Genomic DNA, 26,622 nt, shown 5'->3' on the forward strand with positions numbered 1-26,622 from the left:
TTCGCCGCCCGTAGCGAAGCGCTTTGGCGAACGAAAAAAGGCGCAACTATTCCGATGCGTTGCAGCAGCGTCTAATGCCGGAAACGACTACCCCATGCAGAATCGGCATAATGTAATCGAGTGGATTTATCGCGCAAACGCCTTCGTTCGGATAGACGACTGGTCATGACAGGCGATTCGGGAGGTTTCAACGGATTGATAAGGCGGCATGACCCATTGCGTTCGAGAAACCGAACACGCAGTCAAGAATGTAGGAAAAGTATGAAACAAGATGAAAGGCAGCCAAGTTCGCCTGTATAGGCTCTGCGCAAGCCAGGGTACGCAATGGTCGTACATGGCTTGCGCAGCAGCTGTTGCCTGACCCGGCCCGGTTCGGAGGTCCTCCCTGTACCCCTAGGTCACTCCGAACCAACTGCATTCAGAACAACCCGACCCCATGGTCATGACCGACACCTTCTGAGTGCCGACCATTCGGGCCGGGTAGACCTGGCCCAATCTGTAAATCCATACCACGTTGCGCTACTTGCGCTGCATGCCACGCCAATCAGGAAGTCAGTACCAGTTAGGGTCTTTCTTCAACTGTTCCATCAACATCTGCTGCATGCCGTCATCAGGCTTGCCGAGGAAGCGATAGGTGGCGTGACGTGTGGGCGACTTGTCAGCGGGCAAGCCTGCTGGCACCTGAACGTACAAGGCGTAGGCATCTTCCTTGTCCATGCTGAATGCCACCAACAATCGACCACTCTTGCAGCTGTCGGCGGTCTCGCACAGCGGGCCCACCAGATAGTTGTCGCCATCTTCGGCGACGGCAGTCATCTGCTCCGTCGAAACCCCGGACAGATTGATGATCCAATCCGGCACGCGTTCTTCGGATTTGATCACTGATTGCCAGGTGTCACGGTATTCGGCACCCGAGCTCAGAATTTCACTGACTCGGTTCTGACCATCATTGGCGGCCATCGCCATGCTGCTGCCGACCAGCGACAGCGCCATGGCTATACCCTTGAGGGTCACGCTGGTCATGGTCAGCCTCGACCGCGACGGCCGAAAATGAACGAAACGACGAACAGCACCAGGAATACGACGAACAGGATCTTGGCGATGCCTGCTGCGGTGCCGGCGATACCACCGAAGCCCAGAACGGCGGCGATGATGGCGATGATCAGGAATGTGACTGCCCAACTCAGCATGGTGTATCTCCTTTACGATTTGTCGTGTTTTATCTGTTGATCAGATGCGTTACCCAAGCTCAGAACACCCAACTGCGAATGTGTTCAACCGGTTCGCTGGTTTGTACGCGTTCGATGTTTCCGGATTGCCTGTAGCCCACCCATTGCGCGCTGGCAGGATTGAGATGAGCCGTATCGACAAGACGCTCTTGAGGCGGCAGAAGAAGCTCCTGCTGCTGCGAGGCTGCCCAGCTTGCATACTGCTGAACCGCCAGCAACGTCATCAGCGCCGCCAGAACCAAGAACAATGCTTGGCGCATCGATTGGGACAGGGCGGACGCTTGAGCGGCTTGAGGACGATTCATCCGGTAACTCCTTGAACTTGGATGGCGGCTGTACGTGTAATCTTGATACGGATATTGCAGCCTGCATGCCAACCTTTTTGTTCCAATAATTCCCTTTTAAATCAGTTACTTATAGGCAATTTAAATTGCCATTGGGTAGCAACCTGCACGATGAGCCCGTCGAGGTCGGGCTATTTGCACGATCAGATAATGGGCTTGGATATTTTCAGCAGATCGGCATCAACTCCGCGGACACCGCGAATGTTGCGCGCAACCTCGACCGCCAGGGTTTTCTGCTCGGAGCTGGCGACATCGCCCTTGAGCGTGACCATCCCGGTTCGGGTCTCCACGTCGATGCTCAGCCCGTCGAGATCGCGATTGAGTAGCAGGCTCGCCTTGATCTTGCTGGTGACCCACGTATCACTCAGCGCTTCCTCGGTTTTCTTCGCCTGGGTCTCGGCACGCGTGGTAGCCGTATCCGCCGCACCGAGACTGATCAGATTGTTCACCTGGTAGACACCATCGGTATTGGTCGCCAGGGTGCCTGCCAACTGCTTCGCGTCGGCCGTCTGCGCCTGGCCTTTGAGCGTGACGACGCCATCAGCCGTGCTGACCACGATGTCCAATGCCTGAGTGCTGGTGTTCCATAGCAGCTTGGACTTGATGATTGCCGTGAGCGTGGCGTCTTCCAGATGTTGCGCGAACTGCTGCCGTTGATTGACGTGCTCAACCAACTCCGGATTCAAGGTGAGACGGTTTTCGACCTTGTCGATACCTTGGGTATTGAGCGCTACCTGCTCGGCCAGCTCGCGGTCGACTTCGTCTTCCACGGCGCCTGTCAGGGTGGCGATACCTTGGTCGACCTTCACGCCGAACTCGAAGCCGTTGAGCTGGCGATTCAAGGCCAATGCCGTCCAGATCGAGCCCTCTTGCCGGGCCGCCTGCAATTGCTGATCGAGACTGGCGGGGGCCGCTGCGGCCAACGACGAAAGGCTGACCAAGCCTGCGATGACGCTCGCCAACGTGAGTCGTTTGAAGCTGCGCATTCGTACTCTCCTCCAATTCAAGACAAACAGCTGATTATCGCAAGGCACATGCCAAACTTTTTACCTACTGAAAGCTCAGACATTTCATACAGTTAGAAATGTCATGAGCGAATAGCTACCATGCAGCCTGCCGAATCAATCAGAATTGACCATGCAAGCTGCCCGATCTTTCCGGGATCAACCAAGAAATTTCTCTAAGGAGCGTAGGAAAATGGAATCTGGCACGGAGCATAAAGGCCGCATTCTGCTGGTCGACGATGAGTCGGCCATCCTGCGTACCTTCCGCTATTGCCTGGAAGACGAAGGCTACAGCGTCGCGACGGCCAACAGCGCCAACCAGGCGGATACCCTGATGCAGCGTCAGGTCTTCGATCTGTGCTTCCTCGACCTGCGCCTGGGCGAAGACAACGGCCTCGATGTCCTGGCGCAGATGCGCGTGCAGGCGCCCTGGATGCGCGTCGTGATCGTTACCGCGCATTCGGCGGTGGATACTGCCGTGGACGCGATCCAGGCCGGTGCTGCCGACTATCTGGTCAAGCCCTGCAGCCCTGATCAGTTGCGTCTTGCGACCGCCAAGCAGCTTGAGGTACGCCAACTGTCGGCACGCCTCGAGGCACTCGAAGGCGAGGTGCGCAAGCCCAAGGACGGCCTGGACTCGCACAGCCCGGCGATGATGGTCGTGCTGGAAACCGCGCGTCAGGTGGCGGTCACCGATGCCAACATTCTGATCCTCGGCGAGTCGGGGACCGGCAAGGGCGAACTGGCACGGGCCATCCATGGCTGGAGCAAACGCGCCAAGAAAAGCTGCGTGACCATCAACTGTCCGTCCCTGACCGCCGAGCTGATGGAGAGCGAACTGTTCGGCCACAGCCGAGGCGCATTCACCGGCGCCAGTGAAAGCACCCTGGGCCGCGTCAACCAAGCCGACGGCGGCACGCTGTTCCTCGATGAGATCGGCGACTTTCCCCTGACGTTGCAACCCAAGTTGCTGCGTTTCATCCAGGACAAGGAATACGAAAGGGTGGGTGACCCGGTCACGCGTCGGGCCGACGTGCGCATTCTGGCGGCGACCAACCTCAACCTCGAAGACATGGTTCGCGAGGGACGTTTTCGCGAAGACCTGCTGTATCGCCTGAACGTGATTACCTTGCACCTGCCGCCACTGCGCGAACGCAGCGAGGACATTCTCACCCTGGCCGATCGTTTTCTGGCGCGCTTCGTCAAGGAATACGCGCGGCCTGCCCGTGGCTTCAGCGAAGAGGCCCGCGCCGCTCTGCTCAACTACCGCTGGCCGGGCAACATTCGTGAGCTGCGCAACGTGATCGAACGGGCCAGCATCATCTGCCCCCAGGAGCGCGTCGAGGTCAGCCATCTGGGCATGGCCGAGCAGCCTGCCAACAATGCGCCGCGCATCGGTGCCGCGCTGAGTCTGGACGAGTTGGAGAAGGCCCACATCGGTGCGGTGCTGGCCACCAGCGATACCCTGGATCAAGCCGCCAAGACCTTGGGCATCGACGCCTCGACGCTTTACCGCAAACGTAAACAGTACAACCTATGAAACTGGCCATGAAGCTGCATACCCGGCTGTTTCTCAGCATTTCGGCGCTGATTACCGTCGCGTTGCTGGGGTTGGTGCTGGGTCTGGTCAGCGTGATGCAGATGGCCGCTTCGCAGGAGAGCATGCTGCGCAGCCATTTCACCACCCTGGACCTGGGGCTGAAGATGCGCCAGAACCTGGGCGATCAACTGGTCATGATGCTGGACGCGAACCCCGACGCAGCGGGCATCGCTCAGGCACAGCAGCAGTTTCAGGCGTTGATCGATGAAGGCATTGCGCACGAGCAAAGCCACAGTGCCCACTATGGTTTTCTGCAGTCCGCCGAAAACTTCCAGACCTTCGTCGCGCAATACCGTGCCACGGCCACGCAACACTTGCCGCTGAGCCAGAACCCACCCTTGAGCCAGGCGTTCAATACCTTGCGCACGGGTTTGATCGATTCCTACAAAGGCACCTTGCAGAGCATCGCGGCGCTGGAGCACGAGTCTCACCAACGAGCGATGTGGGTGTCGGGCCTGCTCGGCCTGGTAGGGCTGGCGGTGCTTATCGTCGGCTACTTCACTGCGCACGGTATCGCGCGCCGTTTCGGTGAACCCATCGAAGCCTTGGCCAAGGCCGCAGACGATATCAGTCAGGGCAACTTCGACGTGCAACTGCCGGTGTCACCGGCGGCTGAACTGAATCGGCTGGCCAGCCGCTTCGGCACCATGGCCCACGCGTTGCGCCAGCACCAGGCGACTAACGTCGATGAGCTTCGCGCCGGTCAGCAACGGTTGCAGGCGGTGCTCGACAGTATCGACGACGGCTTGCTGATGATCGATCGGCAAGGTCAGCTGGAGCATTTGAACCCGGTGGCGCAGCGTCAGCTGGGCTGGGAAGACCATCGTCTGGGCCTGGGGCTGGGTGAGGCGCTGGGCAGACCGGATCTGGACGAGCAACTGAACCTGATCCTGCGCGGCGGCAGCATGGAACGTGCGCTGGACGACCTGAGTTTCGATGTCGATGGAGAGGCGCGTCTGCTGTCGTACAGCCTGACGCCTGTGACCCACACCCAGGGCAATATCCTCGGTGCGGTCATGGTGCTGCATGATGTGACCGAGCAGCGCGCCTTCGCGCGAGTGCGCAGCGAGTTCGTCCTGCGTGCCTCCCACGAACTGCGTACGCCGGTGACGGGCATGCACATGGCCTTCGGGCTGTTGCAGGAGCGCGTGCATTTTCCCGAGCAGAGCCGCGAGGCGGACCTGCTCATGACGGTGAACGAAGAAATGCAGCGCTTGATGCAGTTGATCAATGACCTGCTCAACTTCTCTCGCTACCAGAATGGTCTGCAGAAGCTGGTATTGGCCCCGTGTGCGCTGGATGACCTGCTGCAACGCGCCTACGAGCGTTTCGCCAGCCGTGCCCATGAACTGGGCATTACGCTGACCGTCGAGCTGACCGAAGGCCTGCCGCGCCTGCACGTGGATGCAGGGCAGCTGGATCGGGTGCTGGACAACCTGTTGGAAAATGCCCTGCGACATACCGCGGAAAACGGTCACATCCGCTTGCAGGCGCGTCGCCACGCCGAGCGGGTGATCATCAGCGTCGAAGACAACGGCGAAGGCATCGCCTACGGCCAGCAGGGGCGGATCTTCGAGCCTTTCGTGCAAGTGGGCCGCAAGAAGGGCGGAGCCGGTCTGGGCCTGGCGCTGTGCAAGGAAATCGTGCAACTGCACGGTGGCCGCATGGGCGTCTATTCACGGCCTGGGCAAGGCACCCAGTTCTACATGACCCTGTCGATCTAGGCGGACGTCCCGAGCGCTGTCCGCGCTCAGGCTTCGTCGCCCGCACGCCGGCCAGCGCGGCGCCGGCCCTTGGTGATCAGTTCCTTGAACTGGCGCGCATTCAACGCCTGTGCAAACAGCCAACCCTGACCGTAGTCGACGCCTTCGCTTTCGAGCAACAACGCCTGGGCCTCGTGCTCGATGCCTTCGGCGATCACGCGCAGATCCAGGGCATGGGCCATGCGAATGATGTGGGGTGCCACACCACTGCTTTCAGCGTCATCGCCCAGGGCGTCGATGAACGCCTTGTCGATTTTCAGGCAGTCCACGGGCAGGCTTTGCAGGTAGGCCAGGCTGCAGTAGCCGGTGCCGAAATCATCGATCAATACCGTATGACCGACATCGCGAAGAGCTTGAAGGTTTTCGCGCGCCACGTCGACGTCGATCAGGGAACGTTCGGTGACCTCGAAGGCGATCTGCTCGGGCGCCACGCGATAGATCGCCAGCAGTTGGGCCACCACCTCACCGATACGCGGCACGGTGACGTCGCACGCGGCCAGGTTCACCGAGATGTACAGGTGCGGATTGGCTCGCAACAGGTGGCTGAGCTGCTCCAGCGACTGCTGCAGGACGAAGTCGGTGATCTGCCGGATCTGCCCGCTGTGCTCGGCCAATGGAATGAACAGCTCCGGGCTGGTGAGGGTACCGTCGGGTCGGCGCCAGCGTACCAAGGCCTCGGCACCGACACAGCGCCGATTGCTCAGATCGAAGATCGGCTGGTAGAGCACCTGCAGTTCCCCGCGACGCAACGCACCGTGCAACTCGCCACCCATCGAGCGGCGCTGAGTGATCAGTTGCAGGACCAGCCAGCCAATGCACAGGGCCACCACCAGGCTGACCGGAAACAGCAGCCACAATAGGGTATTGAATATGGGCAGTTCCTTGCTGCGCGGCGCAATCAGCACCAACTGAAAGTCCGGGGACTTGGTGGACATGCGGTAGATCAGCCGGTCCGACGTTACCTGCAGGGCATCGACCGCGTCGGCACGCCAGCCCGAGGCCGGCGGCCAGGGCTGCTCGGAGCCGAGCACGGGAATCGCCCGGCGGCCCTGATCCAGAACCACCAGCAGGCTGCCACCGGCGGGCAGATCGACCACATCGCTCAAGTGCCCTCGGGAGGTCGAGACCCGGAACGGCCCGCGTCCGAGCATCAGCGCGGCCCAGTTGTCATTGCGTTGGGTAGTGGTGTTGAGCCAATAACTGTAGGTGGAACCCTGGATGTCCGGGGGGCGACTCAGGCTGGCGACGTCCTTGCCACGGCGATTGGAGCAGCGCTGGGCGCCGTCGATGAACGCGGCCTCGAATACGAAGCGGTTATCGAAGCCGATCTTCTCCAGGGCGTCCATCATCTGCGGGCCGCAATGGCGGACGGGTTGCGCCTGCAACGCATCGACCCCCTCGCGCAATTGACCGAACACCTGCTCCAGGCGCACCAGGAACCGTTCGCCGCTGGCATTCATCTGCTGCCTTTCGCTGAGCTGAAGCTGATGCATGATCAACGCGAAACTGGCCGCGAACAGCAACAGCGCGCTGGCCAGTGCGGCGAGCATCGCCAGCGCCCAGGGGCGGTACAGAAGACTGCGGAGCTGCGGGAAAACGGCGGCCATCGAGAATCATCCAGTCGGGGGCATCAATGTATAGCAACAGGATGGCGATTGGCCCGCGCTTTCGGACCCATCAACGTGAAATCCATCGTTACCTGTTGTTGAGCGCCTGCAGGATCGCGGCGCTTTGTGCATCGGGCTCGCCGTCGAAGCGTTGCGGGCGGAAGTGCATCTGGAAGGCGGCGATCACATGCCGCGTGGCGACGTCCAGCTCGCCGCTCTGGACCACGTTGTAGCCCAATCGGGCCAGCTGCTGCTGATACCACGAGATGCTTGGCGGGCTGACCTGGAAGCGCGCCTGATTGCGCGCCACGGCTTGCGCATCGGGCCAGATGCCCAGGCCCTGCTCGGCCAGGCGCTGCCAGGGAAACATCGGCCCCGGATCGGTCTTGCGCAGCGGGGCGATATCGCTGTGGCCGATGATGTTGCGCGGGGCGATGCCGTTGCGCTGGACGATATCCTTGAGCAGCGCGATCACGGCCTGGATCTGCGCTTCGCTGTAGGGGTACCAGACACGACCGTTCGGGGTGTCCTTGTAGCCGGGGTTGACGATTTCGATGCCGATGGAGCTGGAGTTGAGCCAGGTCCGGCCATCCCACTGGCTGTCGCCGGCATGCCAGGCACGCTGGCTCTCGTCCACCAATTGGTAGACCGTGGCCGAGCGATCGCCGATCAAATAGTGGCTACTGACTTCCCCGCGGGTCAGCAATTGCAGGGACCGCGCCTCGTCGGCCGAGGTGTAGTGCAGCACCACGAATTGCACGCGGTTGTCGTGATTCGCGGAAGGGTGACTGCGGTCGATGCTCAAACCGTTCGAGCAACCGGCCAATACCAGCAGGGATAGGGCAACTAGGAGCAACTTCATGGGAAGGTCACATGCAGGTTGTAGGAAAAGAGCGTGAGCATAGCCTAGCTGGTGGCTCGGATTGAGGTGACATGCATGACGCCTCGTTGCCGAATGTTGCGTACACGTTCGAGGCAGGCTCAAGGCGCCTGTTCGATCTGGTTGCGTCCAGCTTCCTTGGCACGGTACAGCGCCTGGTCGGCACGCTTGAGCACCTGACTGGCGTTTTCACCTGATTTGAACACTGCCACACCGGCGGACATCGTCACGGTGACGCGCTCGCCCTTGAAATGGAAAGGGCATTGCTCCACCGCTGCACGCAGGCGTTCGAGCAAGCGACTGCCGCCGCTCAGATCGCTGCCGGGCATCAGCAGGGCGAACTCCTCGCCACCGAAGCGGGCGATGAAATCGTCACCGCGCAGGCCCTTGCGCAGGACATTGGCGATGATCTTCAGAACCTTGTCGCCGGCCTGATGGCCATAGGTGTCGTTGATCGATTTGAAATGGTCCAGGTCCAGAATGGCCAGCAGCAGGCCCGTGCCGGTTTGTTGCAGGCGCCCATGCTCCAGCGCCAGCCGCTCGTTCCAGGCGGCTCGGTTGGGCAAGCCGGTGAGCGGGTCGAGCAACGCCTTGTGGCGTTGCTGTTCGAGCTTGTCGCGGTAATCGAGTGCTTCGCGCTCCATACTGGTCACTCGCTCGCCGAGACCGTGCAGACGCGCGGCGATTTCCTGCTCGCGGGCCTCACGCTGCAGACGGTGCTGTTCCATGCTGGCCAGCAGGCCTTCGAGGCGGCTTTCCAGCACTTGCTTGAGGCCGTCAATATCGGTGGCGCCGCGCATGCTGGTCTGCAGACCGTCGACGTGTTCGCGCAATACATCGTCCAGCGCCAGGGCGGCACTGCGCGACTCGACATGGTCGCCATGGGTGAGCTGCAACTGACGCTGGAAATTCTCCAGACGTTGATTGAGCTGCTGCAGGTAGCGCTCGAATTCCTGCTGGCTGCCGTCGTTGACGGCCAGCATCAATATGGCGAGCTCATCCAGCACCGGCAACAGCTCGTACCAGTTCAGCCCCCGCTGGATGCGCGCATGCATGGCCTGGGCCTGAGCCATGTAGCGCTCGGGCAGGGTCAATTCGCTCAGCAGTTCGAGCAAGGTGGTTTCGATGTGGCTGGCCACGCTGCTATAGGGCGGTTCAAGGCTGGCGGGCAAGGCGTAGAAGGCCTGCTCGTCGGTCAAGTCGCCGTCGAGCACTTCCATCTGTTCGATGGGCTGCTCGGTGGACTGTTCGGGGGGCTCCTCGACAGGCTGTTCGGCCGGCTCGGTGATGGCGGGCGATGCGACGGCCTCGGCATCGCTGACTACAGGCTCCACAGTGCCAGTGCTGCGAGCGGGCAGGATTGGATGGGGCTCTACGGGTTGAACGCGAACGGGCTCAGGCTCGGCAACGGATGACAACTGTACTGGGGGTGCTTCCGGTGCTTCTTGTACTTCTGCCACTTCGGGCACTTCGGGCTTTGCCATAGCTGCTGGAGGCACCGAGTCTGGCACCGGCGACGCATCCTGCATGGGCCGGAGCGAGCCTGCATCGACCGCATCGGGACTGCCGAACAGACGCTGCAGCAAGCCCGCCCGCTGCGCGCGCAACGGTCGGTCGAGGGTATTGAGTGCCCGCTCCTGCAAACCACTGAGCTCGCTGAGCAGCAGCGGCATCTCGCGTGCCTGGCCGGCGCGCTCCTCCAAGCCGTGGGCAAGCTTCTTCAAGGGTTTGCTGATGTCGCGCGGCAAGGGTAGCAATTGCAGCTGGGTGACCAACGCCCCCAGTGCGGTGCCGATCTGCTGAACACGGGACTGACGCCGCTGTTCGGACTCCAGCACTGCGGTTTCCAGGCGTGGGATCAACGCGGCCAGCTTGGCATCCATGTCCTCGCCACGCAGAACTTCGCGCATCTCCTTCATGCACGCGTCCACCGCGCGGTCGCTGCCCTCGGCGGCCAGGCTGCTGCGCACCAGACCCCGACGCAGCAAGTCGAGCCGAGCGTTCCAGCGCCGCTCGAGCTTTTCCTGCTGGTCGATGCTGTGCAGGTATTTCTCTTTCCAGCGCTGGCTGTCGTCGCTCATGGCAAGGGCTGCTCGTTGACCTGCAGCTCACGCCCACCCGCGATGGGCGCGCTGCGAAAACGTCTTATCGCGGGTGTCGCCGTTTACTTGGCGGCGCGTTCCTTGGCGATCAGCTGGTCGGCGACGTTCAAGGTCTGCTCCGGACCACCGGCGGTGCCCAGGTCGAAGCGATACTTGCCGTTGACGATCATGGTCGGCACGCCGGAGATTTCGTACTTCTTGGCCAGCTCTTTGGCCTTGGCGATCTGGCCCTTGATGGCGAAGGAGTTGAAGGTCTGCAGGAACTTGTCCTTGTCCACGCCCTGGGTGGCGACGAATTCGGCCATCTCCTGAGGGTCGGTCAGGCGCTTGTGTTCCTTCTGGATGGCGTTGAACACGGCGTTGTGGACCTTGTGCTCCACACCCATGGCTTCAAGGGTCAGGAACAGCTGGCCATGGGCGTCCCAAGGGCCGCCGAACATGGCAGGAATACGCACGAAGTTGACGTCGGCCGGCAGCTTCTCGACCCATGGATTGATGGTCGGTTCGAACGCGTAGCAGTGCGGGCAGCCGTACCAGAACATTTCAACGACTTCGATCTTGCCAGGCTCGGCCACAGGCACCGGGGCGCTCAATTGAACGTAGGTCTTGCCGGCTTCCAGCGGCACATCCGCCGCCTGGGCGGTAACGCCCATGGCACTGGCGACAACGAGAAAGGCGCCGAAAATCAGATTACGCATGCGTGACTCCTGAGCAGTTTCATACAAGGGACGGATCGGTGTGAGCACCGGACCTGCCTGATGGAGGCGGGTAGTGTAACGGCAGTGATGTCAAAAAAGGGTAGACGGGAAGGGCGTTTGCGCTAATTTCATTGCGCAATGGATGCAACACGGCGTGAGCGAACCGCAAGGGCGGACCTGATGCTGACCCGAATCGTATGGCTTCAACGTAGCGCCTGGATATACGCTGCCAGGGCCGCGATATCGTCATCGTTCAGTTTGGCCGCAATCCGATGCATGATCGGCGCCGCAGCGTCGTCACCCTGACGGAAATCGGTCAAGCGCTTGATCAGGTAGGGTGCGTGCTGCCCACCCAGCCGGGGAAAGCCGGCCAGCGCAGCGCCGGCGCCGTCCGGGCTGTGGCAAGCGCTGCAGGCGGGCAGCCCCAGGGCAAGGTCGCCGCCGTGATAGAGGTCCTGACCACGCTGCGGCGCGGCGGCCTGGGCTTCGCCAGGGGTCGGCTTCTGGCTGGCGTACCAGTTGGCAATGTCGAGCAGATCCTGATCGCTGAAGCCGGCCAGCGTGCCGGCCATCTCCGGGACCACGCGACGGTTGTCGCGGATGTCCAGCAACTGCTGGTTCAGATAGCGCTCGCCCTGGCCGGCCAACGCTGGAAAGATCGGCACCAGGCTGTTGCCGCTGGGACCATGGCACGCCGCGCACAGGGTCGTCAGCGGCTGACCTCGGGCGCCATCGCCCACCAGCTCGGCAGCGCTCGCCGCACCGCTGGCCAGCAGGGCGCCGAGCAGGCCCATCACACGTATTGCGCTCATCGACTGATCCAACCAGGGTGAAGTTCGCAGCCTGCCGTACCCCACGGCAGGCCTGGATGCATTATGCCTGTGCGCACGCCATTGCCGGCAAAATCACCCACATATTGCCCAGCCCTATATACTTCGCTGCATCGTTCTTGCGGCCTGTGCATCGGGCCCTGCCTCTACCGGAAATCACATGCAACTCAAAAACCCCATCCTGGGCCTGTGCCAACAGGCTACCTTTTCGCTCAGCGCTGCCAAGGTCGACCAGTGCCCCGATGACGAAGGGTTCGAGGTCGCGTTTGCCGGCCGCTCCAACGCCGGCAAGTCCAGCGCCTTGAACACCCTGACCCACGCCAGCCTGGCGCGCACGTCGAAAACCCCGGGCCGCACGCAGTTGCTCAACTTCTTCAATCTGGACGAAGACCGCCGCCTGGTCGACCTGCCGGGTTACGGCTACGCCAAGGTGCCGATCCCGCTCAAGCAGCACTGGCAGCGTCACCTGGAGGCGTACCTGGGCAGCCGTGAAAGCCTCAAGGGGCTGATTCTGATGATGGACATCCGCCATCCGATGACCGACTTCGACCTGCTGATGCTGGACTGGTCGGTGGCCAGCCACATGCCCATGCACATTCTGCTGACCAAGGCCGACAAGCTGACCTATGGCGCGGCCAAGAACACGCTGCTCAAGGTTCAGGCGGAAATTCGCAAGGGCTGGGGCGATGCGGTGAGCATCCAGTTGTTCTCTGCGCCCAAGCGTCTGGGTCTGGAAGAGGCCTACACGGTGCTTGCGCGCTGGATGGAGTTGCCGGACAAGGACAGCGCCGAAGCCTGAACAGAAAAGCCAGGCAAAAAAAACCCCGGACTTCGTATGGGGAGGGGGAAGTCTGGGGCTCAAGGTCCGAACCGCTGAGGGTCCGGATATCTGCCAACACTTAACACAACATAGGAGCATCGAAAGGCTTCACTAGCCAATCCCAATATCTGACTGAGGATGGCCGGCGGAGTTCCTCGGTAGATGCAAACTATTTGCACTAAGTCGTTGGTTTCATGTGAAGTTCAGGGTTTCATGATTGCTGGCATCGGGCCAGGTCTGTTCGCGGCCACTGACCGCTCCTACGAGAGACAGGTCTGTTCGCGGCCACCGACCGCTCCTACGGAAAATCGGTGTGTAGGAGCGGCCAGTGGCCGCGAAGCAGCCGACACGGTGTCGAATTAGTGCGCCTCGTCCCAGTTGGAGCCCACGCCCACTTCCACCAGCAGGGGCACGTCGAGCTGCGCAGCGCCGCTCATGTGCGGACGGATCTGGGTGCCGATCTGTTCGACCAGATCTTCACGCACTTCCAGCACCAATTCATCGTGGACCTGCAGGATCACCCGCGCATCCAGCTCGCTGTCGGCCAGCCAGGTGTCCACGGCGACCATGGCGCGCTTGATGATGTCTGCCGCCGTGCCCTGCATCGGGGCGTTGATCGCGGTGCGTTCGGCGCCGCGGCGCAGGGCCGGGTTCTTGGCATTGATGTCCGGCACATACAGCCGACGGCCGAACAGGGTTTCGACGAAGCCCTGCTCGGCGGCCTGGGCGCGGGTGCGCTCCATGTACTCGAGCACGCCGGGATACTGGGCGAAATAGCGATCGATGTAGGCCTGCGATTGCTTGCGATCGACGCCGATCTGCTTGGCCAGGCCGAATGCGCTCATGCCGTAGATCAGGCCGAAGTTGATCGCCTTGGCGCTGCGCCGCTGGTCGGTGGTGACCTGAGCCAGGTCCACACCGAACACTTCCGCTGCCGTGGCGCGGTGCACGTCCAGATCGTTCTGGAAGGCATGCAGCAGGCCTTCGTCCTTGGCCAAGTGGGCCATGATGCGCAGTTCGATCTGGGAATAGTCGGCAGCCAGCAGACGATACCCCGGCGCGGCGATGAACGCCTGACGGATGCGGCGGCCTTCGGCGGTGCGGATCGGAATGTTCTGCAGGTTCGGATCACTGGATGACAGGCGCCCGGTGGCAGCGACCGCCTGATGGTAGGAGGTATGGATACGCCCGGTGCGCGGGTTGATCTGCTCCGGCAGACGGTCGGTGTAGGTACTCTTGAGCTTGCTCATCGAGCGGTACTGCATCAGCACCTTGGGCAGCGGGTAATCCTGCTCGGCCAGTTCGGCAAGCACCGCTTCGGCCGTGGAAGCCTGGCCCTTGGCCGTCTTGGAGATGATCGGCAGACCGAGTTTCTCGTAAAGGATCACCCCCAACTGCTTGGGCGAGCCCAGGTTGAACTCTTCACCGGCGATCTCGAACGCTTCGCGCTCCAGGGCGACCATCTTTTCGCCCAGCTCTACGCTCTGGATACCCAGCAGCTTGGCATCGACCAGTGCACCTTGGCGCTCGATACGTGCCAGCACCGGCACCAGCGGCATTTCGATGTCCTGCAGCACGGGCATGAGGCTGGGCACGGCGTCCAGCTTGGCCTGGAACAGCTGATGCAGGCGCAGGGTGATGTCGGCGTCTTCGGCGGCGTACGGGCCGGCCTGTTCCAGAGCGATCTGGTCGAAGGTCAACTGCTTGGCACCCTTGCCGGCGATATCGGCGAACTTGATGGTGGTGTGGTTCAGGTACTTGAAGGCCAGGCTGTCCATGTCGTGCCGCGTCGCGGTGGAATCGAGCACGTAGGATTCGAGCATGGTGTCGAAGGCCACGCCGCGAACCTCGATACCGTTTTCCTGCACGCCGCCGATGGCACAGTTGGCCAGGATGTTCATGTCGTACTTGGCGTGCTGCCCGACCTTGAGCTTGCGCGGGTCTTCGAGCAGCGGCTTGAGCGCCAGCAGCACGGTGTCGCGGTCGAGCTGCTCGGGCACGCCCATGTAGGAATGGGTCAGCGGAATGTAGGCCGCTTCGTGCGGTTCGACTGCAAAGGAAATGCCCACCAATTGCGCGCGCTGTGCGTCCAGGCCGGTGGTCTCGGTATCGAAAGCGAACAGGCTGGCCTGTTCGAGCTTCTCCAGCCAGACATCGAAACGGGCCTGATCGAGGATCGTCTCGTAGCGGACCTCGATGGCGGCCACCGGCTCCTGCACCGGGGCCAGTTCCTCACCGGCGCGCCGGGCGTCGCGCTCGACGTCTTCGATCCAGCTGCGGAATTCAAGCTCGCTGTAGATTTCCAGCAGGGCGTCGCGGTCCGGCTCGGTGCACATCAGCTGATCGACTTCGACGTCCAGCGGCACGTCGATCTTGATGGTCGCCAATTCGTACGAAAGAAAGGCCATCTCCCGGTGCTCTTCCAGCTTGGCCGGCAACGACTTGGCGCCGCGAATGGCCAGGGTCGGGACCTTGTCGAGGTTCTCGTAGAGCTCCTTGAGGCCGCCGCCGATGCCGGTGAGCAGGCCTTGAGCGGTTTTCTCGCCCACACCGGGAACACCGGGAATGTTGTCCACCTTGTCGCCCATCAGGGCCAGGAAATCGATGATGTGCTCGGGGCCGACGCCGAATTTCTCTTTCACGCCTTCGATGTCCAGCACGCTGCCGGTCATGGTGTTGACCAGCGTGATGTGGCCATCGACCAGCTGTGCCATGTCCTTGTCACCGGTGGAAATGACCACCGGCCGATCCGCGGCCGCGCTGCTGCGGGCCAGGGTACCGATCACGTCGTCCGCTTCGACATTGTCCACGCACAGCAACGGGTAGCCCAGCGCGCGGACCGCCGCGTGCAAGGGTTCGACCTGCACCCGCAGGTCGTCGGGCATGCTGGGTCGGTTGGCCTTGTAGTCGACGTACAGGGCATCGCGGAAGGTCCCGCCCTTGGCGTCGAATACCACGGCGAACGGGCTGTCCGGATACTGTCGGCGCAGGCTCTTGAGCATGTTCAGCACGCCCTTCACGGCGCCCGTGGGCATGCCCTTGGAGGTGGCCAGCGGCGGCAGAGCGTGGAAAGCGCGGTACAGATAGGAGGAACCGTCCACCAGGACGAGAGGAGCTTTGCTCATGAGCAGAATCAACCTTTTCGGCGAGCTCGGCGTTAGAATGCCCCGAGCTGTGACCACAAGAACCATGTCAACAAGAACTGTGACAACAAAGGGACAAGGTTATCATGCGCAATGTAAAACGCCTGTTGCTCGCGACACTGCTGCTGAGCGGCCCGCTGATGGTCCAGGCTGCTGACGATGCGCCTTCGGCCGATCCGGACGTGACCATTCGCCAGGACGGCGACAAGACCATTCAGGAGTACCGCCAGAACGGCTTCCTGTACGCCATCAAGATCACCCCGAAGCACGGCAAGCCGTACTTTCTGGTGCGCGCCGATGGCACCGACGACAATTTCATCCGCTCCGACCAGCCGGACATGTTGATCCCGGCCTGGAAGATCTTCGAGTGGTGAGGCTGTAATTTTCAATTTAACCGGGCGCCGCCGTTGTGGCGCCAGTATGGGCAAATCTACGACATGTCTGTGTTTACACCCTTGACCCGCGCCGAGCTCGAAACCTTTCTGGCCCCTTATGGCCTTGGCCGTCTGCGGGACTTCCAGGGGATTGCCGCCGGTACCGAGAACAGCAACTTTTTCATCAGCCTGGAGCAGGGTGAATACGTACTGACTCTGGTAGAGCGCGGGCCGACTCAGGATTTGCCGTTCTTCATCGAACTGCTCGATGTGCTGCACGACGCGCAGCTGTCGGTGCCCTATGCCTTGCGCACCACCGACGGGGTCGCGCTGCGTACCCTCGCCGGCAAACCGGCCCTGCTGCAGCCGCGCCTGGACGGTCGGCATGTGCAGGCACCGAACAACCAGCACTGCGTTCAGGTAGGCGAGCTGCTGGCGCACATTCATACGGCAACCCTGGACGCACCCCTGGTACGCCGAACCGACCGTGGCCTGGACTGGATGCTGGAGGAGGGCGAAAAGCTGGTCGCTGGCCTCGACGCGGCGGCTGCCGAATTGCTGCGTCCGGCCCTGGCCGAGATCCAGGCGCATCACGCGCAGATCCTGGCGCTGCCGCAGGCCAACCTGCACGGCGATCTGTTCCGTGACAACGTGATGTTCGAAGGCACGCACCTGACCGGCGTGATCGATTTCTACAATGCCTGCTCGGGGCCAATGCTCTACGACCTGGCGATCACCGTGAACGACTGGTGCTCGGACGAGCAGGGTGCGCTGGATGCGCCACGGGCGCGGGCGTTGCTGGGTGCCTATGCGGCGCTGCGGCCGTTCACCGCAGCCGAAGCGCAGCTCTGGCCGCTGATGTTGCGCGTGGCCTGTGTGCGTTTCTGGCTGTCGCGCCTGATCGCGGCGCAGTCGTTTGCCGGGATGGATGTGCTGATTCACGATCCCAAGGATTTTCAGGATCGCTTGGGGTTGCGGCAAAAGGTTGGGGTGGCGTTGCCGTTTGCTTTTTAGCTCCCGAGATCGTGGGGCGGCCTTCGCGGGCAGAGCCCGCTCCCACAGGAACCTGCTTCTGGCATGAACCCTCTCTCACAGGGCAGGGGTTCAGGCTTGTGGGAGGAGCGTCAGAGCTTTTCCAGGCAGCCGGCGAGGTTGTCGGCCAGGTTGGCCAGCAGGGTCTCGTAGCCAGTCGCGGTGGCCTCGTCGAAACCACCCAGGGCGTCCAGTTCGGCCAGGGTCACCGGCAGGCCGGCGGTCAGGGTCTGCGCCAGCTTCGGCCGCATCGGCGGCTCGCTGAACACGCACGTCTTGCCCACTTCCTGCAGCCGCTGGCGCATTGCGGCAACATGCTGCGCGCCCGGTTGCACTTCGGCTGCCACGGCAAATACGCCCGTATGCTTGAGGCCATAGGCCTCCTCGAAATAATCGAAAGCCTCGTGGAAGACGAAATAGGGCTTGCCCTGGATACCCGCAACCCGCGCGGCCACGCGGGTGTCCAGTGCATTCAGACGTTGCGTGAACGCCGCCAGGTTGGACTGGTAGCGGGGCGCATTGGCCGGATCAGCTGCGGACAGGTCGGCGGCCATGCGTGTGGCGATCACCCGGGCGTTGACGGTGGAAAGCCACAGGTGGGCGTCCAGCGTGCCTGGTCGATGATCGTGATCGTGGTCCGACGCTTCCTCGGCGTGGGAGTGGCTGTCCTCGGCGAAATGGCGCAAATGCAGCCCCGGCAGCGTCTGGATGGTCACCGTGGGTTTCTGCCGAGTCTCCAGCACGCGCGGCAGAAAGCCTTCCATGTCCGGGCCGATCCAGTACAGCAGATCGGCGTCGCCTACCCGGCGTACGTCCGATGGTCGCAGCGCATAGTGGTGCGGCGAGGCGCCGGGCGGCAGCAGTACTTCAGGCTGGCCCACGCCGTCCTGCACGGCGGCTGCGATCAGCTGTACCGGCTTGATGCTGGTCAGTACACGCACCTGGGCCTGCGCCGGCAGGGCGGTCATGCAAGCGGCGAGCAAACCGATGGAAAGAGCAAAAATACGAACCACAATGGACACTCTCGGGGGCAAGAACAGGTAACATAATAACGTCTCTATCAGAATTCGTCGCCGCTCATGTCCAAAACACCGCTGGCCAGCCGTCCCCACGACCACTCCCATTGCGTACATCACGCACTGAGCGAGGCAGATGCCTTGTGCCTGAAACAGGGCCTGCGTCTGACTGCCTTGCGCCGCCGCGTACTGGAGCTGGTCTGGCAAAGCCACAAGCCGCTGGGTGCCTACGACATCCTTGCCGTGCTCAGCGAACAGGATGGCCGTCGCGCAGCGCCGCCCACGGTCTATCGCGCCCTGGACTTTCTGCTCGACAATAACCTGGTGCACCGCATTGCCTCGCTCAACGCCTTCATCGGCTGCAACCATCCCGAGCATGCGCATCAGGGCCAGTTCCTGATCTGTCGCACCTGCCATGTGGCCGTGGAGCTGGAGCACAAGACCATCAGCGATGCCATCGTCGAAAGCGCGCAGGGTATCGGCTTCGCCGTCGAGGGGCAGACCGTGGAAGTGGTCGGCCTGTGCGCGGCCTGCCGGGGGGCGTGATGAGCGAAGCCTTGATCCGCCTGGACCAGGTCAGCGTGGAGTTCGCCGGCCAACGTGTGCTCGATAACATCCATCTGTGCGTGCAGCCTGGCGAAATCGTCACCTTGATCGGCCCCAACGGCGCCGGCAAGACCACCCTGGTGCGTGCCGTGCTCGGGCTGCTCAAGCCCGACTCGGGCAGCGTCTGGCGCAAGCCTCGGCTGCGCATCGGCTACATGCCGCAGAAGCTGCACGTGGACCCGACGCTGCCGCTGTCGGTGCTGCGTTTCCTGCGCCTGGTGCCGGGTGTGGATCGCGCGCGCGCCCTGGCGGCGCTGGAGGAAGTGGGCGCCGCGCAGACCATCGACAGCCCGATCCAGACGGTGTCCGGCGGTGAAATGCAGCGCGTGCTGCTGGCGCGAGCGCTGCTGCGCGAGCCCGAACTGCTGGTGCTCGACGAGCCGGTACAAGGCGTCGACGTGGCCGGCCAGGCCGAACTCTATGCCCTGATCACACGCCTGCGCGAGCGCCATGGCTGCGGCGTGCTGATGGTGTCCCACGACCTGCATCTGGTCATGAGCACCACCGATCAGGTGGTTTGCCTGAATCGCCACGTCTGCTGTTCCGGTCATCCCGCGCAGGTCAGCGGCGATCCGGCCTTCGTCGAGCTGTTCGGCAGCCACGCGCCGAGCCTGGCGATCTATCACCATCATCACGACCACGCCCACGACCTGCATGGCGGCGTGGTCAGTGACACTCACGTACACGGAGACAGCTGCAAGCATGGCTGATTTTTTACTGTATGCCTTGCTGGCAGGCCTTTCCCTGGCAGTGGTCGCGGGACCGCTGGGCTCGTTCGTGGTCTGGCGCCGCATGGCCTATTTCGGCGATACCTTGTCCCATGCGGCCCTGCTCGGCGTGGCCCTGGGCTTCGTGCTCGACATCAGCCCGGCGCTGGCGGTAACGGTGGGCTGCCTGCTGCTGGCAATATTGCTGGTGACGCTGCAGCAACGCCAGCCGCTGGCCTCGGACACCCTGCTGGGGATCCTGGCGCCCAGCACCCTGTCCCTGGGCCTGGTGGTGCTGAGCTTCATGCACGATGTGCGCATCGACCTGATGGGCTATCTGTTCGGTGATCTGTTGGCGATCAGTGCGACCGACCTGTACTGGATCGTCGGCGGCAGCGTGGTGGTGCTGGGGCTGTTGATCGCCCTGTGGCGGCCATTGCTGGCGATCACCGTTCACGAAGAGCTGGCACGCATCGAAGGATTGCCGGTGGCAGGTCTGCGCATGGCCTTGATGCTGTTGATCGCCGTGGTGATCGCGGTGGCGATGAAGATCGTCGGCGTATTGCTGATCACTTCATTGCTGATCATCCCGGCGGCGGCCGCCCAACGCCATGCACGCTCGCCCGAGCAGATGGCACTGGGCGCCAGCGTGCTGGGGGTCATCGCGGTGTGTGCCGGGTTGGCGCTCTCGTGGTTCAAGGACACCCCGGCCGGGCCGTCGATCGTGGTGAGTGCCGCGGTGTTGTTTCTGCTGAGTTTTGCGTTGCCCAAGCGATAGGGTGAGTCAGGCGCGAGCCGTTATTACCTGTAGACCTCGCGTCGATTGCCCAATTGAACGACCAGAACGCGCAGCGCCCCATCCTGGATGTCACAGATCACTCGGAAATCGCCAACCCGGTATCGCCACAAGCCGCCCAGCGGACCGGTGAGCGCCTTGCCTGTGCTACGTGGGTCATCCCGATCGCCAACGCGTTCATCCATGAAGTCGAGGATGCGCCTGGCTGCCTGCTTGTCGAGCTTGCGCAGCTGCGTTTTGGCCGTGTCGGTGTAATCAATCGTCCAGACCAAGGTCTTTCCTTACGTCCGCTGCCGAGTGCACACTTTCCTGACCTTTACGTACACGCTCCAGCACTTGCGCTGCAAGGTAGTAGTCCTCCAGCTCGGTCAGGCCATTGTCGATGATTTCGCGAAGATAGTAAGCCTTGGTGCGCCCGGTGCTGCTGGCCAGAAAGTCGAGGCGCCGCTCGGTTTCCGGTGCCAGGCGAATGGAGGTGGCCATATCAGAAACTCCTCTGTGATACCTGTATTCACTGTATCACATCACGGAGGTTTTCGAGGTGCTGGCCCTGTCTGCTTCGACCAAACAGGCACAGGATCAGCGATTTTCGGCGCCCATATTTTCGCCGACACCCCCACGGTGTAGACTTGGCCGTTTTTTGGGCAAATAGAGAGTCGCAGCAATGAAGCCGTTCGCCTCCCGTTATCTGCTACTTGCCACACTTTCCCTGCTGTTGACCGCTTGCCAGACTTCGTCGCGCGACCCTGCCGCTGACGCAGGTCCTGATGCCTGGCAACAGCTGGAAACCAACATCGCCAGCAGCGAGCTGGCCACGGCTGAAGATCAGTTGGTCAAACTGCAGGCCCAGGCTCCGCAGGATCCGCGCGTCAACGAAGCGCAGCGGCAGTTGGCCGAGGCCTATCTGCAGCGCAGCCAGGTGATGCTGCAAAAGGGTGACGTCAATGCGGCGGCCACTGCGCTGGGGCGTGCTCGCGTGTTGATGCCCCAGGCACCGGCCCTCATCGGTGGCGTCAATGGCGCGATCGCCCAGGCGCGCAAGGCCGAGCTGGAAAAAGCCGAAGCGGCCCTGAAAGCGGCCGAAGCCCGGCCGAAGGCCTTGGTGCTGGATCCGAACGCCAGTGTTTCAGCAGTGCCTTTGAAGATGCACAGCGCACCTCAGTTGCGCGCACAGATGCGCGACATCGCGACCGACGTCGTTCATTACCAATGTGATGTGATCATTCAGGTGGCCCAACCAGGCGAGTATCGCCGGCTGGAAGCGCTGCTCAAGCAGCGCGTCAGCGAACAGTTGCCAGAAATGCAACTGAAGGTCGGTCGCCGTGTGGTGCACGGACAACCGACCCAAGTGGTGCTTATACCGCGCCGTTAAGCTGGAATGGCTTTAGCGGCAGGTTCACGATCCCACACGCGATGCTTGGCGATCGCAGCGATGAACGCCTTGATGGTGCTGTCATCGTCGCCCACCAGCAGACCGGCATCTTCCTGCAGGCGCAGCGCTTCGAGCAGCGCCTTGCCATCCTTGCTGACACCGATTGCCTTGAGGTGCTTGTAGGCTTCGAGCAGGTAGTGCAAGGCCACGCCATCGGCACTCAGTGCCTTGATCGAATCGGCACCACCAGGCACCCACACTGCATCGAAAGCCACCGAAGGCAGACCTTCCTGGGAAGCGTCGACTGCCAACGTCTGGCCGTCGGCAGTCTTGACCGGTGCGCTGGTCGGGCCCAGAACCTTGGCGTGTGCGCCTTCGGCCTTGAGCGCCTTCTGCAGGGCAGCAACCGCTTTGCCATCCACACCGTTGGCCACCAGGATCGCCACTTTGCGGCTCTTGATGTCGCCCGACAGCAGGTTGGTCTGGCTCAGCGCAGGCGATTCCTTCAGTGACGAAGGCTTGACCGATACGGTGCCCTTGGTCGGCGCAGGCAGACCCAGGTTGGCGGCAACACGCGAAGCCAGTTCCAGATCGATGTTGGCCAGGATTTCGTTGACCTGACGGGCACGAATGTACTCGCGCTCGACCTTGCCCAATTCGAAGCTGTAGGCCGCGATGATGTGCTCTTTCTCGGCATGGCTCATGCTGTTGAAGAACAGCGTGGCTTGCGAGAAGTGGTCGGAGAACGATTCGCTGCGCTCGCGGACCTTGTGCGCATCGACACGCTCGGGATAGGTCTCGAAGCCGCCATCGATCGGTGCCGATGGAGTTTCCTTCGGCCAGCCACCGTCAATGGAGTTTGGCTCGTAGGACGCACGGCCCTTGTCGATGCGGGTGCGGTGCTGGGCATCACGCTGACCGTTGTGGTTCGGCGCGATCGGACGGTTGATCGGGATCTCGTGGAAGTTCGGCCCACCGAGACGGCTGATCTGGGTATCGGTGTAGGAGAACAGACGGCCCTGCAGCAGAGGGTCGTTGCTGAAATCGATACCGGGAACGATGTGGCCCGGGCAGAAGGCAACCTGTTCGGTTTCGGCGAAGTAGTTGTCCGGGTTGCGGTCCAGGACCATGCGGCCCAGCGGAGTGACCGGAACCAGCTCTTCGGGAATGATCTTGGTCGGGTCGAGCAGGTCGAATTCGAACTTGTGTTCGTCTTCTTCCGGCACGATCTGCACACCCAGTTCCCATTCCGGGTAGTCACCCATCTCGATGGATTCCCACAGGTCGCGGCGGTGGAAATCGGTGTCCTTGCCAGCCAGTTTCTGCGCTTCATCCCAGACCAGCGAGCAGGTGCCGAACTTGGGCTTCCAGTGGAACTTGACGAACGTGCCCTTGCCTTCGCCGTTGACGAAGCGGAAGGTGTGGATACCGAAGCCCTGCATGGTGCGCAGGCTTTTCGGGATCGCACGGTCGGACATGGTCCACAGCACCATGTGCGCAGACTCAGGCACCAGCGAGACGAAGTCCCAGAAGGTATCGTGAGCGGAACCGCCGGTCGGGATCTCGTTGTGTGGCTCAGGCTTCACGGCGTGAACGAAGTCGGGGAACTTGATCGCGTCCTGAATGAAGAAAACCGGCATGTTGTTGCCGACCATGTCGAAGTTGCCTTCGTCGGTGTAGAACTTCACGGCGAAACCACGCACGTCGCGCACGGTGTCACCCGAGCCGCGTGGACCCTGCACGGTGGAGAAGCGGACGAAGACTGGGGTCTTCTTCGCCGGGTCGCGCAGGAAGCCAGCCTTGGTCAGAGCCGAATGGTCTTCGTAGGTCTCGAAGAAGCCATGGGCAGCAGTACCGCGGGCGTGGACGATACGCTCCGGGATGCGTTCGTGGTCGAAGTGCGTGATTTTCTCACGCATGATGAAGTCTTCGAGCAAGGACGGGCCGCGTGCGCCGGCTTTGAGGGTGTTCTGGTTATCGCTGATCTTCACGCCATGGTTGGTGCGCAGCGCTTGTCCGGTGCCATCGGCACGGAACTGCTCGAGCGATTCCAGTTTGGCGTTGGTGTTCTGACGATCCAGGGTGTCGGTGCCAGCCGCTTCGCTCTTGCCGGCAGGGGGGGTCTTGTTGCTCATCGGGCCTTAACTCCTTGGTTCACGGCAGTCCGTGGACGGACTTTGATAAGTACCCTCACCTGATCACGGCAGGCATGGGGCAGGAATACTCAGCAAGTGACCTGACAAATTGCAGGGGCGTTCCTTTTTTTTCACGAACGGTCGCCAAGCCGACCTTTAGTCGCGTTATTGCCAAATCGCAGGTTGCGGCGAAAATAAATGCTAAATACGACTGGACGCCTGGGCTAAAATGCGCGCCCGGCTATCAGCTGCTACCCCATTCATGCGCCCCACAAGGTTCGCTACGTGATCGAGTTCCAAGATGTCCACAAGACCTACCGCGTGGCCGGTAGGGAAATTCCCGCGCTGCATCCCACCCGATTCACGGTGCCGGCAGGCCAGGTGTTCGGCCTCATCGGCCACTCCGGCGCGGGCAAAAGCACGCTTCTGCGCCTGATCAACCGCCTGGAAAATCCCAGCGGTGGCACGATCATCGTCGACGGTGAAGACGTCACCGCGCTCGATGCCGACGGCCTGCGCGGTTTTCGGCAACAGGTCGGCATGATTTTCCAGCATTTCAACCTGCTGGCCTCCAAGACCGTCGCCGATAACGTGGCGATGCCGCTGAACCTGGCCGGGCGCCTGTCGCGCAAGGAAATCGACCAGCGCGTGGCCCAGTTGCTCGAGCGCGTCGGCTTGTCCGACCATGCGCGCAAGTACCCGGCACAGCTGTCCGGTGGTCAGAAGCAGCGCGTCGGCATCGCCCGTGCGCTGTCGACCAACCCCAAGATCCTGCTCTGCGACGAGGCCACCAGCGCCCTGGATCCGCAGACTACGGCCTCGGTCCTGCAACTGCTGGCCGAGATCAACCGCGAACTGCAATTGACCATCGTGCTCATCACCCATGAAATGGACGTGATCCGTCGGGTCTGCGATCAGGTTGCGGTGATGGACGCCGGACGCATCGTCGAACAAGGCCCTGTGGCCGACGTATTCCTGCACCCACAGCATCCGACCACCCGTCGTTTCGTTCAGGAAGACGAGCAGGTCGACGAGAACGAGCAGCGCAGCGACTTCGCCCATGTGGCGGGCCGCATCGTGCGCCTGACCTTCCAGGGCGAGGCCACCTACGCGCCGCTGCTGGGCACCGTGGCGCGCGAGACCGGCGTCGACTACAGCATCCTGGCCGGCCGCATCGATCGCATCAAGGACACCCCCTATGGCCAGTTGACCCTGGCAATCACCGGCGGCGACATGGACGCGGCATTCGCCCGCTTCACCGCTGCCGACGTTCACATGGAGGTGCTGCGCTGATGGACCTGATCAACTTCTTCGCCAGCGTCGACTGGAGCGAAATCTGGCAGGCCACCCTCGACACGCTGGTAATGCTCGGTGCGTCGCTGCTGTTCACCATCCTGCTGGGCCTGCCGTTGGGTGTTTTGCTGTTCCTCACCAGCCCACGGCAGATGTTCGAAAAGCCCCGGCTCTATGCGGTGCTGTCGTTCATCGTCAACGTGGTCCGCTCGCTGCCGTTCATCATCCTGATCATTCTGCTCATCCCCACCACGGTGGTGCTGGTGGGTACCTCGCTGGGCGTGGCCGGGGCGATTCCGCCGCTGGTCATCGGCACCGTACCGTTCTTCGCACGCCTGGTGGAAACCGCCCTGCGCGAAGTCGACCGCGGCATCATCGAGGCAACCCAGGCCATGGGCGCCACGACGCGGCAGATCATCACCCGGGCGCTGGTGCCCGAGGCCCTGCCAGGGATCATCGCGGCCATCACCGTGACGACCATCACGCTGGTGTCGTATACCGCCATGGCTGGCGTGGTCGGCGCCGGGGGCCTGGGTGACCTGGCGATTCGCTACGGCTACCAGCGTTTCCAGGACAACGTGATGTACGTCACGGTGATCATCCTGATTCTGATGGTCCAACTGCTGCAGATGCTGGGCGACCGCCTGGTCGTGCACTTCTCTCGCAAATAATCGTAGGTCTGGCCCACGGGCCGAAAAGGAAATCGAAGATGAAAAGACTACTGGCCGCCATGGCCGCCGTCGCTGCACTGTCCGCCCAGGCCAACGAAAGCCTGAACGTGGCGGCCACCGCCGTGCCCCATGCCGAGATTCTGGAATTCGTGAAGCCGCAACTGGCCGAGCAGGGCGTGGACCTCAACATCAAGGTGTTCACCGACTACATCCAGCCCAACGTCCAGGTCGCGCAGAAGAACATGGACGCCAATTTCTTCCAGCACCAGCCGTATCTGGATGAGTTCAACAAGGGCAAGGGTACCGATCTGGTCGCCGTGACCGGCGTTCACCTGGAGCCCCTGGGCGCCTATTCGAGCAAGATCAAGCAGCTCGACGAGCTGGGCAACGGCGCCAACGTGGTGGTGCCCAACGACGCCACCAACGGCGGTCGTGCCCTGTTGCTGCTGCAGAAATACGGCCTGATTCGCCTCAAGGACCAGAGCAACATCCTGGCCACCACCAAGGACATCGTCGAGAACCCCAAGGGCTTGAAGATCCGTGAGCTGGAAGCGGCGACCATCCCGCGCGTACTGACGCAGGTCGACCTGGCGCTGATCA

General features: G+C 62.2%; 26 protein-coding genes. 12 read left to right on the forward strand and 14 right to left on the reverse strand.

The features are described from left to right. Positions 1-552: 552 nt before the first annotated feature. From B2V21_RS03920 to B2V21_RS03935, 4 genes are all read right to left on the reverse strand, one after another. The gene (locus tag B2V21_RS03920; RefSeq protein WP_286916080.1) at positions 553-1,023 is read right to left on the reverse strand and encodes an inhibitor of vertebrate lysozyme family protein; all 471 of its coding nucleotides are present in this window, start codon (positions 1,021-1,023) and stop codon (positions 553-555) included. A gap of 2 nt (positions 1,024-1,025) precedes the next feature. Then, positions 1,026-1,190 (reverse strand): DUF1328 domain-containing protein, encoded by a 165-nt coding sequence (locus B2V21_RS03925; protein WP_043191899.1) that lies wholly within the window; start codon positions 1,188-1,190, stop codon positions 1,026-1,028. Positions 1,191-1,249: 59 nt separating this feature from the next. Next, a complete protein-coding gene (locus tag B2V21_RS03930) occupies positions 1,250-1,534 on the reverse strand; it encodes a hypothetical protein (RefSeq protein ID WP_286916081.1) in 285 nt (94 codons plus the stop codon). A 182-nt stretch (positions 1,535-1,716) separates the two neighbouring features. Beyond that, a complete protein-coding gene (locus B2V21_RS03935; protein WP_286916082.1) occupies positions 1,717-2,559 on the reverse strand; it encodes a BON domain-containing protein in 843 nt (280 codons plus the stop codon). 211 nt (positions 2,560-2,770) lie between these two features. Between B2V21_RS03935 and algB the strand changes: the two genes are divergently transcribed. Together algB and B2V21_RS03945 are read left to right on the forward strand one after the other, a co-directional pair. Then, positions 2,771-4,117 carry a sigma-54-dependent response regulator transcription factor AlgB gene (gene algB, locus B2V21_RS03940; RefSeq protein ID WP_049860524.1) on the forward strand — a complete coding sequence of 449 codons (1,347 nt, stop codon included), beginning with the start codon at positions 2,771-2,773 and terminating at the stop codon, positions 4,115-4,117. Then, the gene (locus B2V21_RS03945; protein ID WP_286916083.1) at positions 4,114-5,901 is read left to right on the forward strand and encodes a KinB sensor domain-containing domain; all 1,788 of its coding nucleotides are present in this window, start codon (positions 4,114-4,116) and stop codon (positions 5,899-5,901) included. Before algB ends, B2V21_RS03945 begins: the two co-directional genes overlap by 4 nt. A 26-nt stretch (positions 5,902-5,927) precedes the next feature. Here B2V21_RS03945 and B2V21_RS03950 read toward each other — a convergent pair whose 3' ends face one another. The 5 genes from B2V21_RS03950 to B2V21_RS03970 form a co-directional block, all read right to left on the reverse strand. Further along, entirely contained in the window at positions 5,928-7,547 is a 1,620-nt protein-coding gene (locus B2V21_RS03950; protein WP_049860522.1) for an EAL domain-containing protein, read from the reverse strand. 88 nt (positions 7,548-7,635) lie between these two features. Beyond that, positions 7,636-8,409: an N-acetylmuramoyl-L-alanine amidase gene (locus tag B2V21_RS03955; protein ID WP_286916084.1), complete on the reverse strand. Its 774-nt coding sequence runs from the start codon at positions 8,407-8,409 to the stop codon at positions 7,636-7,638. 119 nt (positions 8,410-8,528) lie between these two features. Then, a complete protein-coding gene (locus B2V21_RS03960; RefSeq protein ID WP_286916085.1) occupies positions 8,529-10,508 on the reverse strand; it encodes a diguanylate cyclase in 1,980 nt (659 codons plus the stop codon). An 83-nt stretch (positions 10,509-10,591) separates the two neighbouring features. Further along, positions 10,592-11,227, reverse strand: a complete 636-nt coding sequence (locus B2V21_RS03965; RefSeq protein ID WP_056844893.1) for a thiol:disulfide interchange protein DsbA/DsbL — start codon at positions 11,225-11,227, stop codon at positions 10,592-10,594. Between the two features lie 203 nt (positions 11,228-11,430). Then, on the reverse strand, positions 11,431-12,039 hold the full coding sequence (locus tag B2V21_RS03970; protein WP_049860518.1) for a c-type cytochrome: 609 nt from the start codon (positions 12,037-12,039) through the stop codon (positions 11,431-11,433). A 178-nt stretch (positions 12,040-12,217) separates the two neighbouring features. Between B2V21_RS03970 and yihA the strand changes: the two genes are divergently transcribed. Further along, complete coding sequence (gene yihA / locus B2V21_RS03975; protein ID WP_049860517.1) at positions 12,218-12,856, forward strand: ribosome biogenesis GTP-binding protein YihA/YsxC; 639 nt, start codon at positions 12,218-12,220, stop codon at positions 12,854-12,856. Positions 12,857-13,236: 380 nt separating this feature from the next. Here the strand turns inward: yihA and polA are convergent, their stop codons facing one another. Beyond that, positions 13,237-16,002: a DNA polymerase I gene (gene polA, locus B2V21_RS03980; RefSeq protein WP_286916086.1), complete on the reverse strand. Its 2,766-nt coding sequence runs from the start codon at positions 16,000-16,002 to the stop codon at positions 13,237-13,239. A 104-nt stretch (positions 16,003-16,106) separates the two neighbouring features. On the opposite strand from polA, the gene B2V21_RS03985 reads away from it, so the two are divergent. Together B2V21_RS03985 and B2V21_RS03990 are read left to right on the forward strand one after the other, a co-directional pair. Then, a complete protein-coding gene (locus B2V21_RS03985) occupies positions 16,107-16,394 on the forward strand; it encodes a DUF2782 domain-containing protein (RefSeq protein WP_049860515.1) in 288 nt (95 codons plus the stop codon). Positions 16,395-16,457: 63 nt separating this feature from the next. Then, the gene (locus B2V21_RS03990) at positions 16,458-17,408 is read left to right on the forward strand and encodes a homoserine kinase (RefSeq protein ID WP_049860555.1); all 951 of its coding nucleotides are present in this window, start codon (positions 16,458-16,460) and stop codon (positions 17,406-17,408) included. 110 nt (positions 17,409-17,518) lie between these two features. Here B2V21_RS03990 and B2V21_RS03995 read toward each other — a convergent pair whose 3' ends face one another. Beyond that, on the reverse strand, positions 17,519-18,394 hold the full coding sequence (locus B2V21_RS03995; protein ID WP_376787074.1) for a zinc ABC transporter substrate-binding protein: 876 nt from the start codon (positions 18,392-18,394) through the stop codon (positions 17,519-17,521). A 111-nt stretch (positions 18,395-18,505) separates the two neighbouring features. On the opposite strand from B2V21_RS03995, the gene zur reads away from it, so the two are divergent. The 3 genes from zur to znuB are packed head-to-tail and all read left to right on the forward strand — an operon-like array spanning position 18,506 to position 20,533. Further along, positions 18,506-18,988, forward strand: a complete 483-nt coding sequence (zur, locus tag B2V21_RS04000; protein WP_049860514.1) for a zinc uptake transcriptional repressor Zur — start codon at positions 18,506-18,508, stop codon at positions 18,986-18,988. Then, complete coding sequence (znuC, locus tag B2V21_RS04005; RefSeq protein WP_049860553.1) at positions 18,988-19,758, forward strand: zinc ABC transporter ATP-binding protein ZnuC; 771 nt, start codon at positions 18,988-18,990, stop codon at positions 19,756-19,758. The genes zur and znuC overlap by 1 nt, the downstream gene beginning before the upstream one ends. Next, on the forward strand, positions 19,751-20,533 hold the full coding sequence (gene znuB / locus B2V21_RS04010; RefSeq protein ID WP_090361784.1) for a zinc ABC transporter permease subunit ZnuB: 783 nt from the start codon (positions 19,751-19,753) through the stop codon (positions 20,531-20,533). The genes znuC and znuB overlap by 8 nt, the downstream gene beginning before the upstream one ends. 23 nt (positions 20,534-20,556) lie before the next feature. On the opposite strand, the gene B2V21_RS04015 is transcribed toward znuB, so the two are convergent. Both B2V21_RS04015 and relB read right to left on the reverse strand, forming a co-directional pair. After that, positions 20,557-20,823, reverse strand: coding sequence for a type II toxin-antitoxin system RelE family toxin (locus B2V21_RS04015; RefSeq protein ID WP_192066258.1), 267 nt, complete (start codon positions 20,821-20,823; stop codon positions 20,557-20,559). Next, positions 20,807-21,034, reverse strand: coding sequence for a type II toxin-antitoxin system RelB family antitoxin (gene relB / locus B2V21_RS04020; protein ID WP_192066261.1), 228 nt, complete (start codon positions 21,032-21,034; stop codon positions 20,807-20,809). The genes B2V21_RS04015 and relB overlap by 17 nt, the downstream gene beginning before the upstream one ends. Positions 21,035-21,215: 181 nt before the next feature. Here relB and B2V21_RS04025 point away from each other — a divergent pair, with 181 nt between their 5' ends. Next, complete coding sequence (locus B2V21_RS04025) at positions 21,216-21,923, forward strand: PA5502 family lipoprotein (RefSeq protein WP_049860510.1); 708 nt, start codon at positions 21,216-21,218, stop codon at positions 21,921-21,923. On the opposite strand, the gene katE is transcribed toward B2V21_RS04025, so the two are convergent. Further along, positions 21,920-24,058 (reverse strand): catalase HPII, encoded by a 2,139-nt coding sequence (gene katE, locus B2V21_RS04030; RefSeq protein ID WP_049860509.1) that lies wholly within the window; start codon positions 24,056-24,058, stop codon positions 21,920-21,922. The genes B2V21_RS04025 and katE overlap by 4 nt on opposite strands. Positions 24,059-24,343: 285 nt before the next feature. Here katE and B2V21_RS04035 point away from each other — a divergent pair, with 285 nt between their 5' ends. The 3 genes from B2V21_RS04035 to B2V21_RS04045 all read left to right on the forward strand — a co-directional run. Continuing rightward, positions 24,344-25,351, forward strand: a complete 1,008-nt coding sequence (locus B2V21_RS04035; RefSeq protein WP_056844885.1) for a methionine ABC transporter ATP-binding protein — start codon at positions 24,344-24,346, stop codon at positions 25,349-25,351. After that, positions 25,351-26,022 (forward strand): methionine ABC transporter permease, encoded by a 672-nt coding sequence (locus B2V21_RS04040; RefSeq protein ID WP_049860507.1) that lies wholly within the window; start codon positions 25,351-25,353, stop codon positions 26,020-26,022. The genes B2V21_RS04035 and B2V21_RS04040 overlap by 1 nt, the downstream gene beginning before the upstream one ends. Positions 26,023-26,060: 38 nt before the next feature. Then, a partial coding sequence (locus tag B2V21_RS04045) for a MetQ/NlpA family ABC transporter substrate-binding protein (protein ID WP_286916088.1) occupies positions 26,061-26,622 on the forward strand: 562 nt, incomplete at its 3' end.

This window comes from Pseudomonas sp. UBA6276, assembly GCF_002438365.1.
Taxonomy (GTDB): domain Bacteria; phylum Pseudomonadota; class Gammaproteobacteria; order Pseudomonadales; family Pseudomonadaceae; genus Aquipseudomonas; species Aquipseudomonas coleopterorum.

What these genes read in the sequence shown, in the direction of transcription:
- B2V21_RS03920 (WP_286916080.1), bottom strand. Translation starts at nt 1,023, where the DNA reads ATGACCAGCGTGACCCTCAAGGGTATAGCCATGGCGCTGTCGCTGGTC.
- B2V21_RS03925 (WP_043191899.1), bottom strand. Translation starts at nt 1,190, where the DNA reads ATGCTGAGTTGGGCAGTCACATTCCTGATCATCGCCATCATCGCCGCC.
- B2V21_RS03930 (WP_286916081.1), bottom strand. Translation starts at nt 1,534, where the DNA reads ATGAATCGTCCTCAAGCCGCTCAAGCGTCCGCCCTGTCCCAATCGATG.
- B2V21_RS03935 (WP_286916082.1), bottom strand. Translation starts at nt 2,559, where the DNA reads ATGCGCAGCTTCAAACGACTCACGTTGGCGAGCGTCATCGCAGGCTTG.
- algB (WP_049860524.1), top strand. Translation starts at nt 2,771, where the DNA reads ATGGAATCTGGCACGGAGCATAAAGGCCGCATTCTGCTGGTCGACGAT.
- B2V21_RS03945 (WP_286916083.1), top strand. Translation starts at nt 4,114, where the DNA reads ATGAAACTGGCCATGAAGCTGCATACCCGGCTGTTTCTCAGCATTTCG.
- B2V21_RS03950 (WP_049860522.1), bottom strand. Translation starts at nt 7,547, where the DNA reads ATGGCCGCCGTTTTCCCGCAGCTCCGCAGTCTTCTGTACCGCCCCTGG.
- B2V21_RS03955 (WP_286916084.1), bottom strand. Translation starts at nt 8,409, where the DNA reads ATGAAGTTGCTCCTAGTTGCCCTATCCCTGCTGGTATTGGCCGGTTGC.
- B2V21_RS03960 (WP_286916085.1), bottom strand. Translation starts at nt 10,508, where the DNA reads ATGAGCGACGACAGCCAGCGCTGGAAAGAGAAATACCTGCACAGCATC.
- B2V21_RS03965 (WP_056844893.1), bottom strand. Translation starts at nt 11,227, where the DNA reads ATGCGTAATCTGATTTTCGGCGCCTTTCTCGTTGTCGCCAGTGCCATG.
- B2V21_RS03970 (WP_049860518.1), bottom strand. Translation starts at nt 12,039, where the DNA reads ATGAGCGCAATACGTGTGATGGGCCTGCTCGGCGCCCTGCTGGCCAGC.
- yihA (WP_049860517.1), top strand. Translation starts at nt 12,218, where the DNA reads ATGCAACTCAAAAACCCCATCCTGGGCCTGTGCCAACAGGCTACCTTT.
- polA (WP_286916086.1), bottom strand. Translation starts at nt 16,002, where the DNA reads ATGAGCAAAGCTCCTCTCGTCCTGGTGGACGGTTCCTCCTATCTGTAC.
- B2V21_RS03985 (WP_049860515.1), top strand. Translation starts at nt 16,107, where the DNA reads ATGCGCAATGTAAAACGCCTGTTGCTCGCGACACTGCTGCTGAGCGGC.
- B2V21_RS03990 (WP_049860555.1), top strand. Translation starts at nt 16,458, where the DNA reads ATGTCTGTGTTTACACCCTTGACCCGCGCCGAGCTCGAAACCTTTCTG.
- B2V21_RS03995 (WP_376787074.1), bottom strand. Translation starts at nt 18,394, where the DNA reads ATGACCGCCCTGCCGGCGCAGGCCCAGGTGCGTGTACTGACCAGCATC.
- zur (WP_049860514.1), top strand. Translation starts at nt 18,506, where the DNA reads ATGTCCAAAACACCGCTGGCCAGCCGTCCCCACGACCACTCCCATTGC.
- znuC (WP_049860553.1), top strand. Translation starts at nt 18,988, where the DNA reads ATGAGCGAAGCCTTGATCCGCCTGGACCAGGTCAGCGTGGAGTTCGCC.
- znuB (WP_090361784.1), top strand. Translation starts at nt 19,751, where the DNA reads ATGGCTGATTTTTTACTGTATGCCTTGCTGGCAGGCCTTTCCCTGGCA.
- relB (WP_192066261.1), bottom strand. Translation starts at nt 21,034, where the DNA reads ATGGCCACCTCCATTCGCCTGGCACCGGAAACCGAGCGGCGCCTCGAC.
- B2V21_RS04025 (WP_049860510.1), top strand. Translation starts at nt 21,216, where the DNA reads ATGAAGCCGTTCGCCTCCCGTTATCTGCTACTTGCCACACTTTCCCTG.
- katE (WP_049860509.1), bottom strand. Translation starts at nt 24,058, where the DNA reads ATGAGCAACAAGACCCCCCCTGCCGGCAAGAGCGAAGCGGCTGGCACC.
- B2V21_RS04040 (WP_049860507.1), top strand. Translation starts at nt 25,351, where the DNA reads ATGGACCTGATCAACTTCTTCGCCAGCGTCGACTGGAGCGAAATCTGG.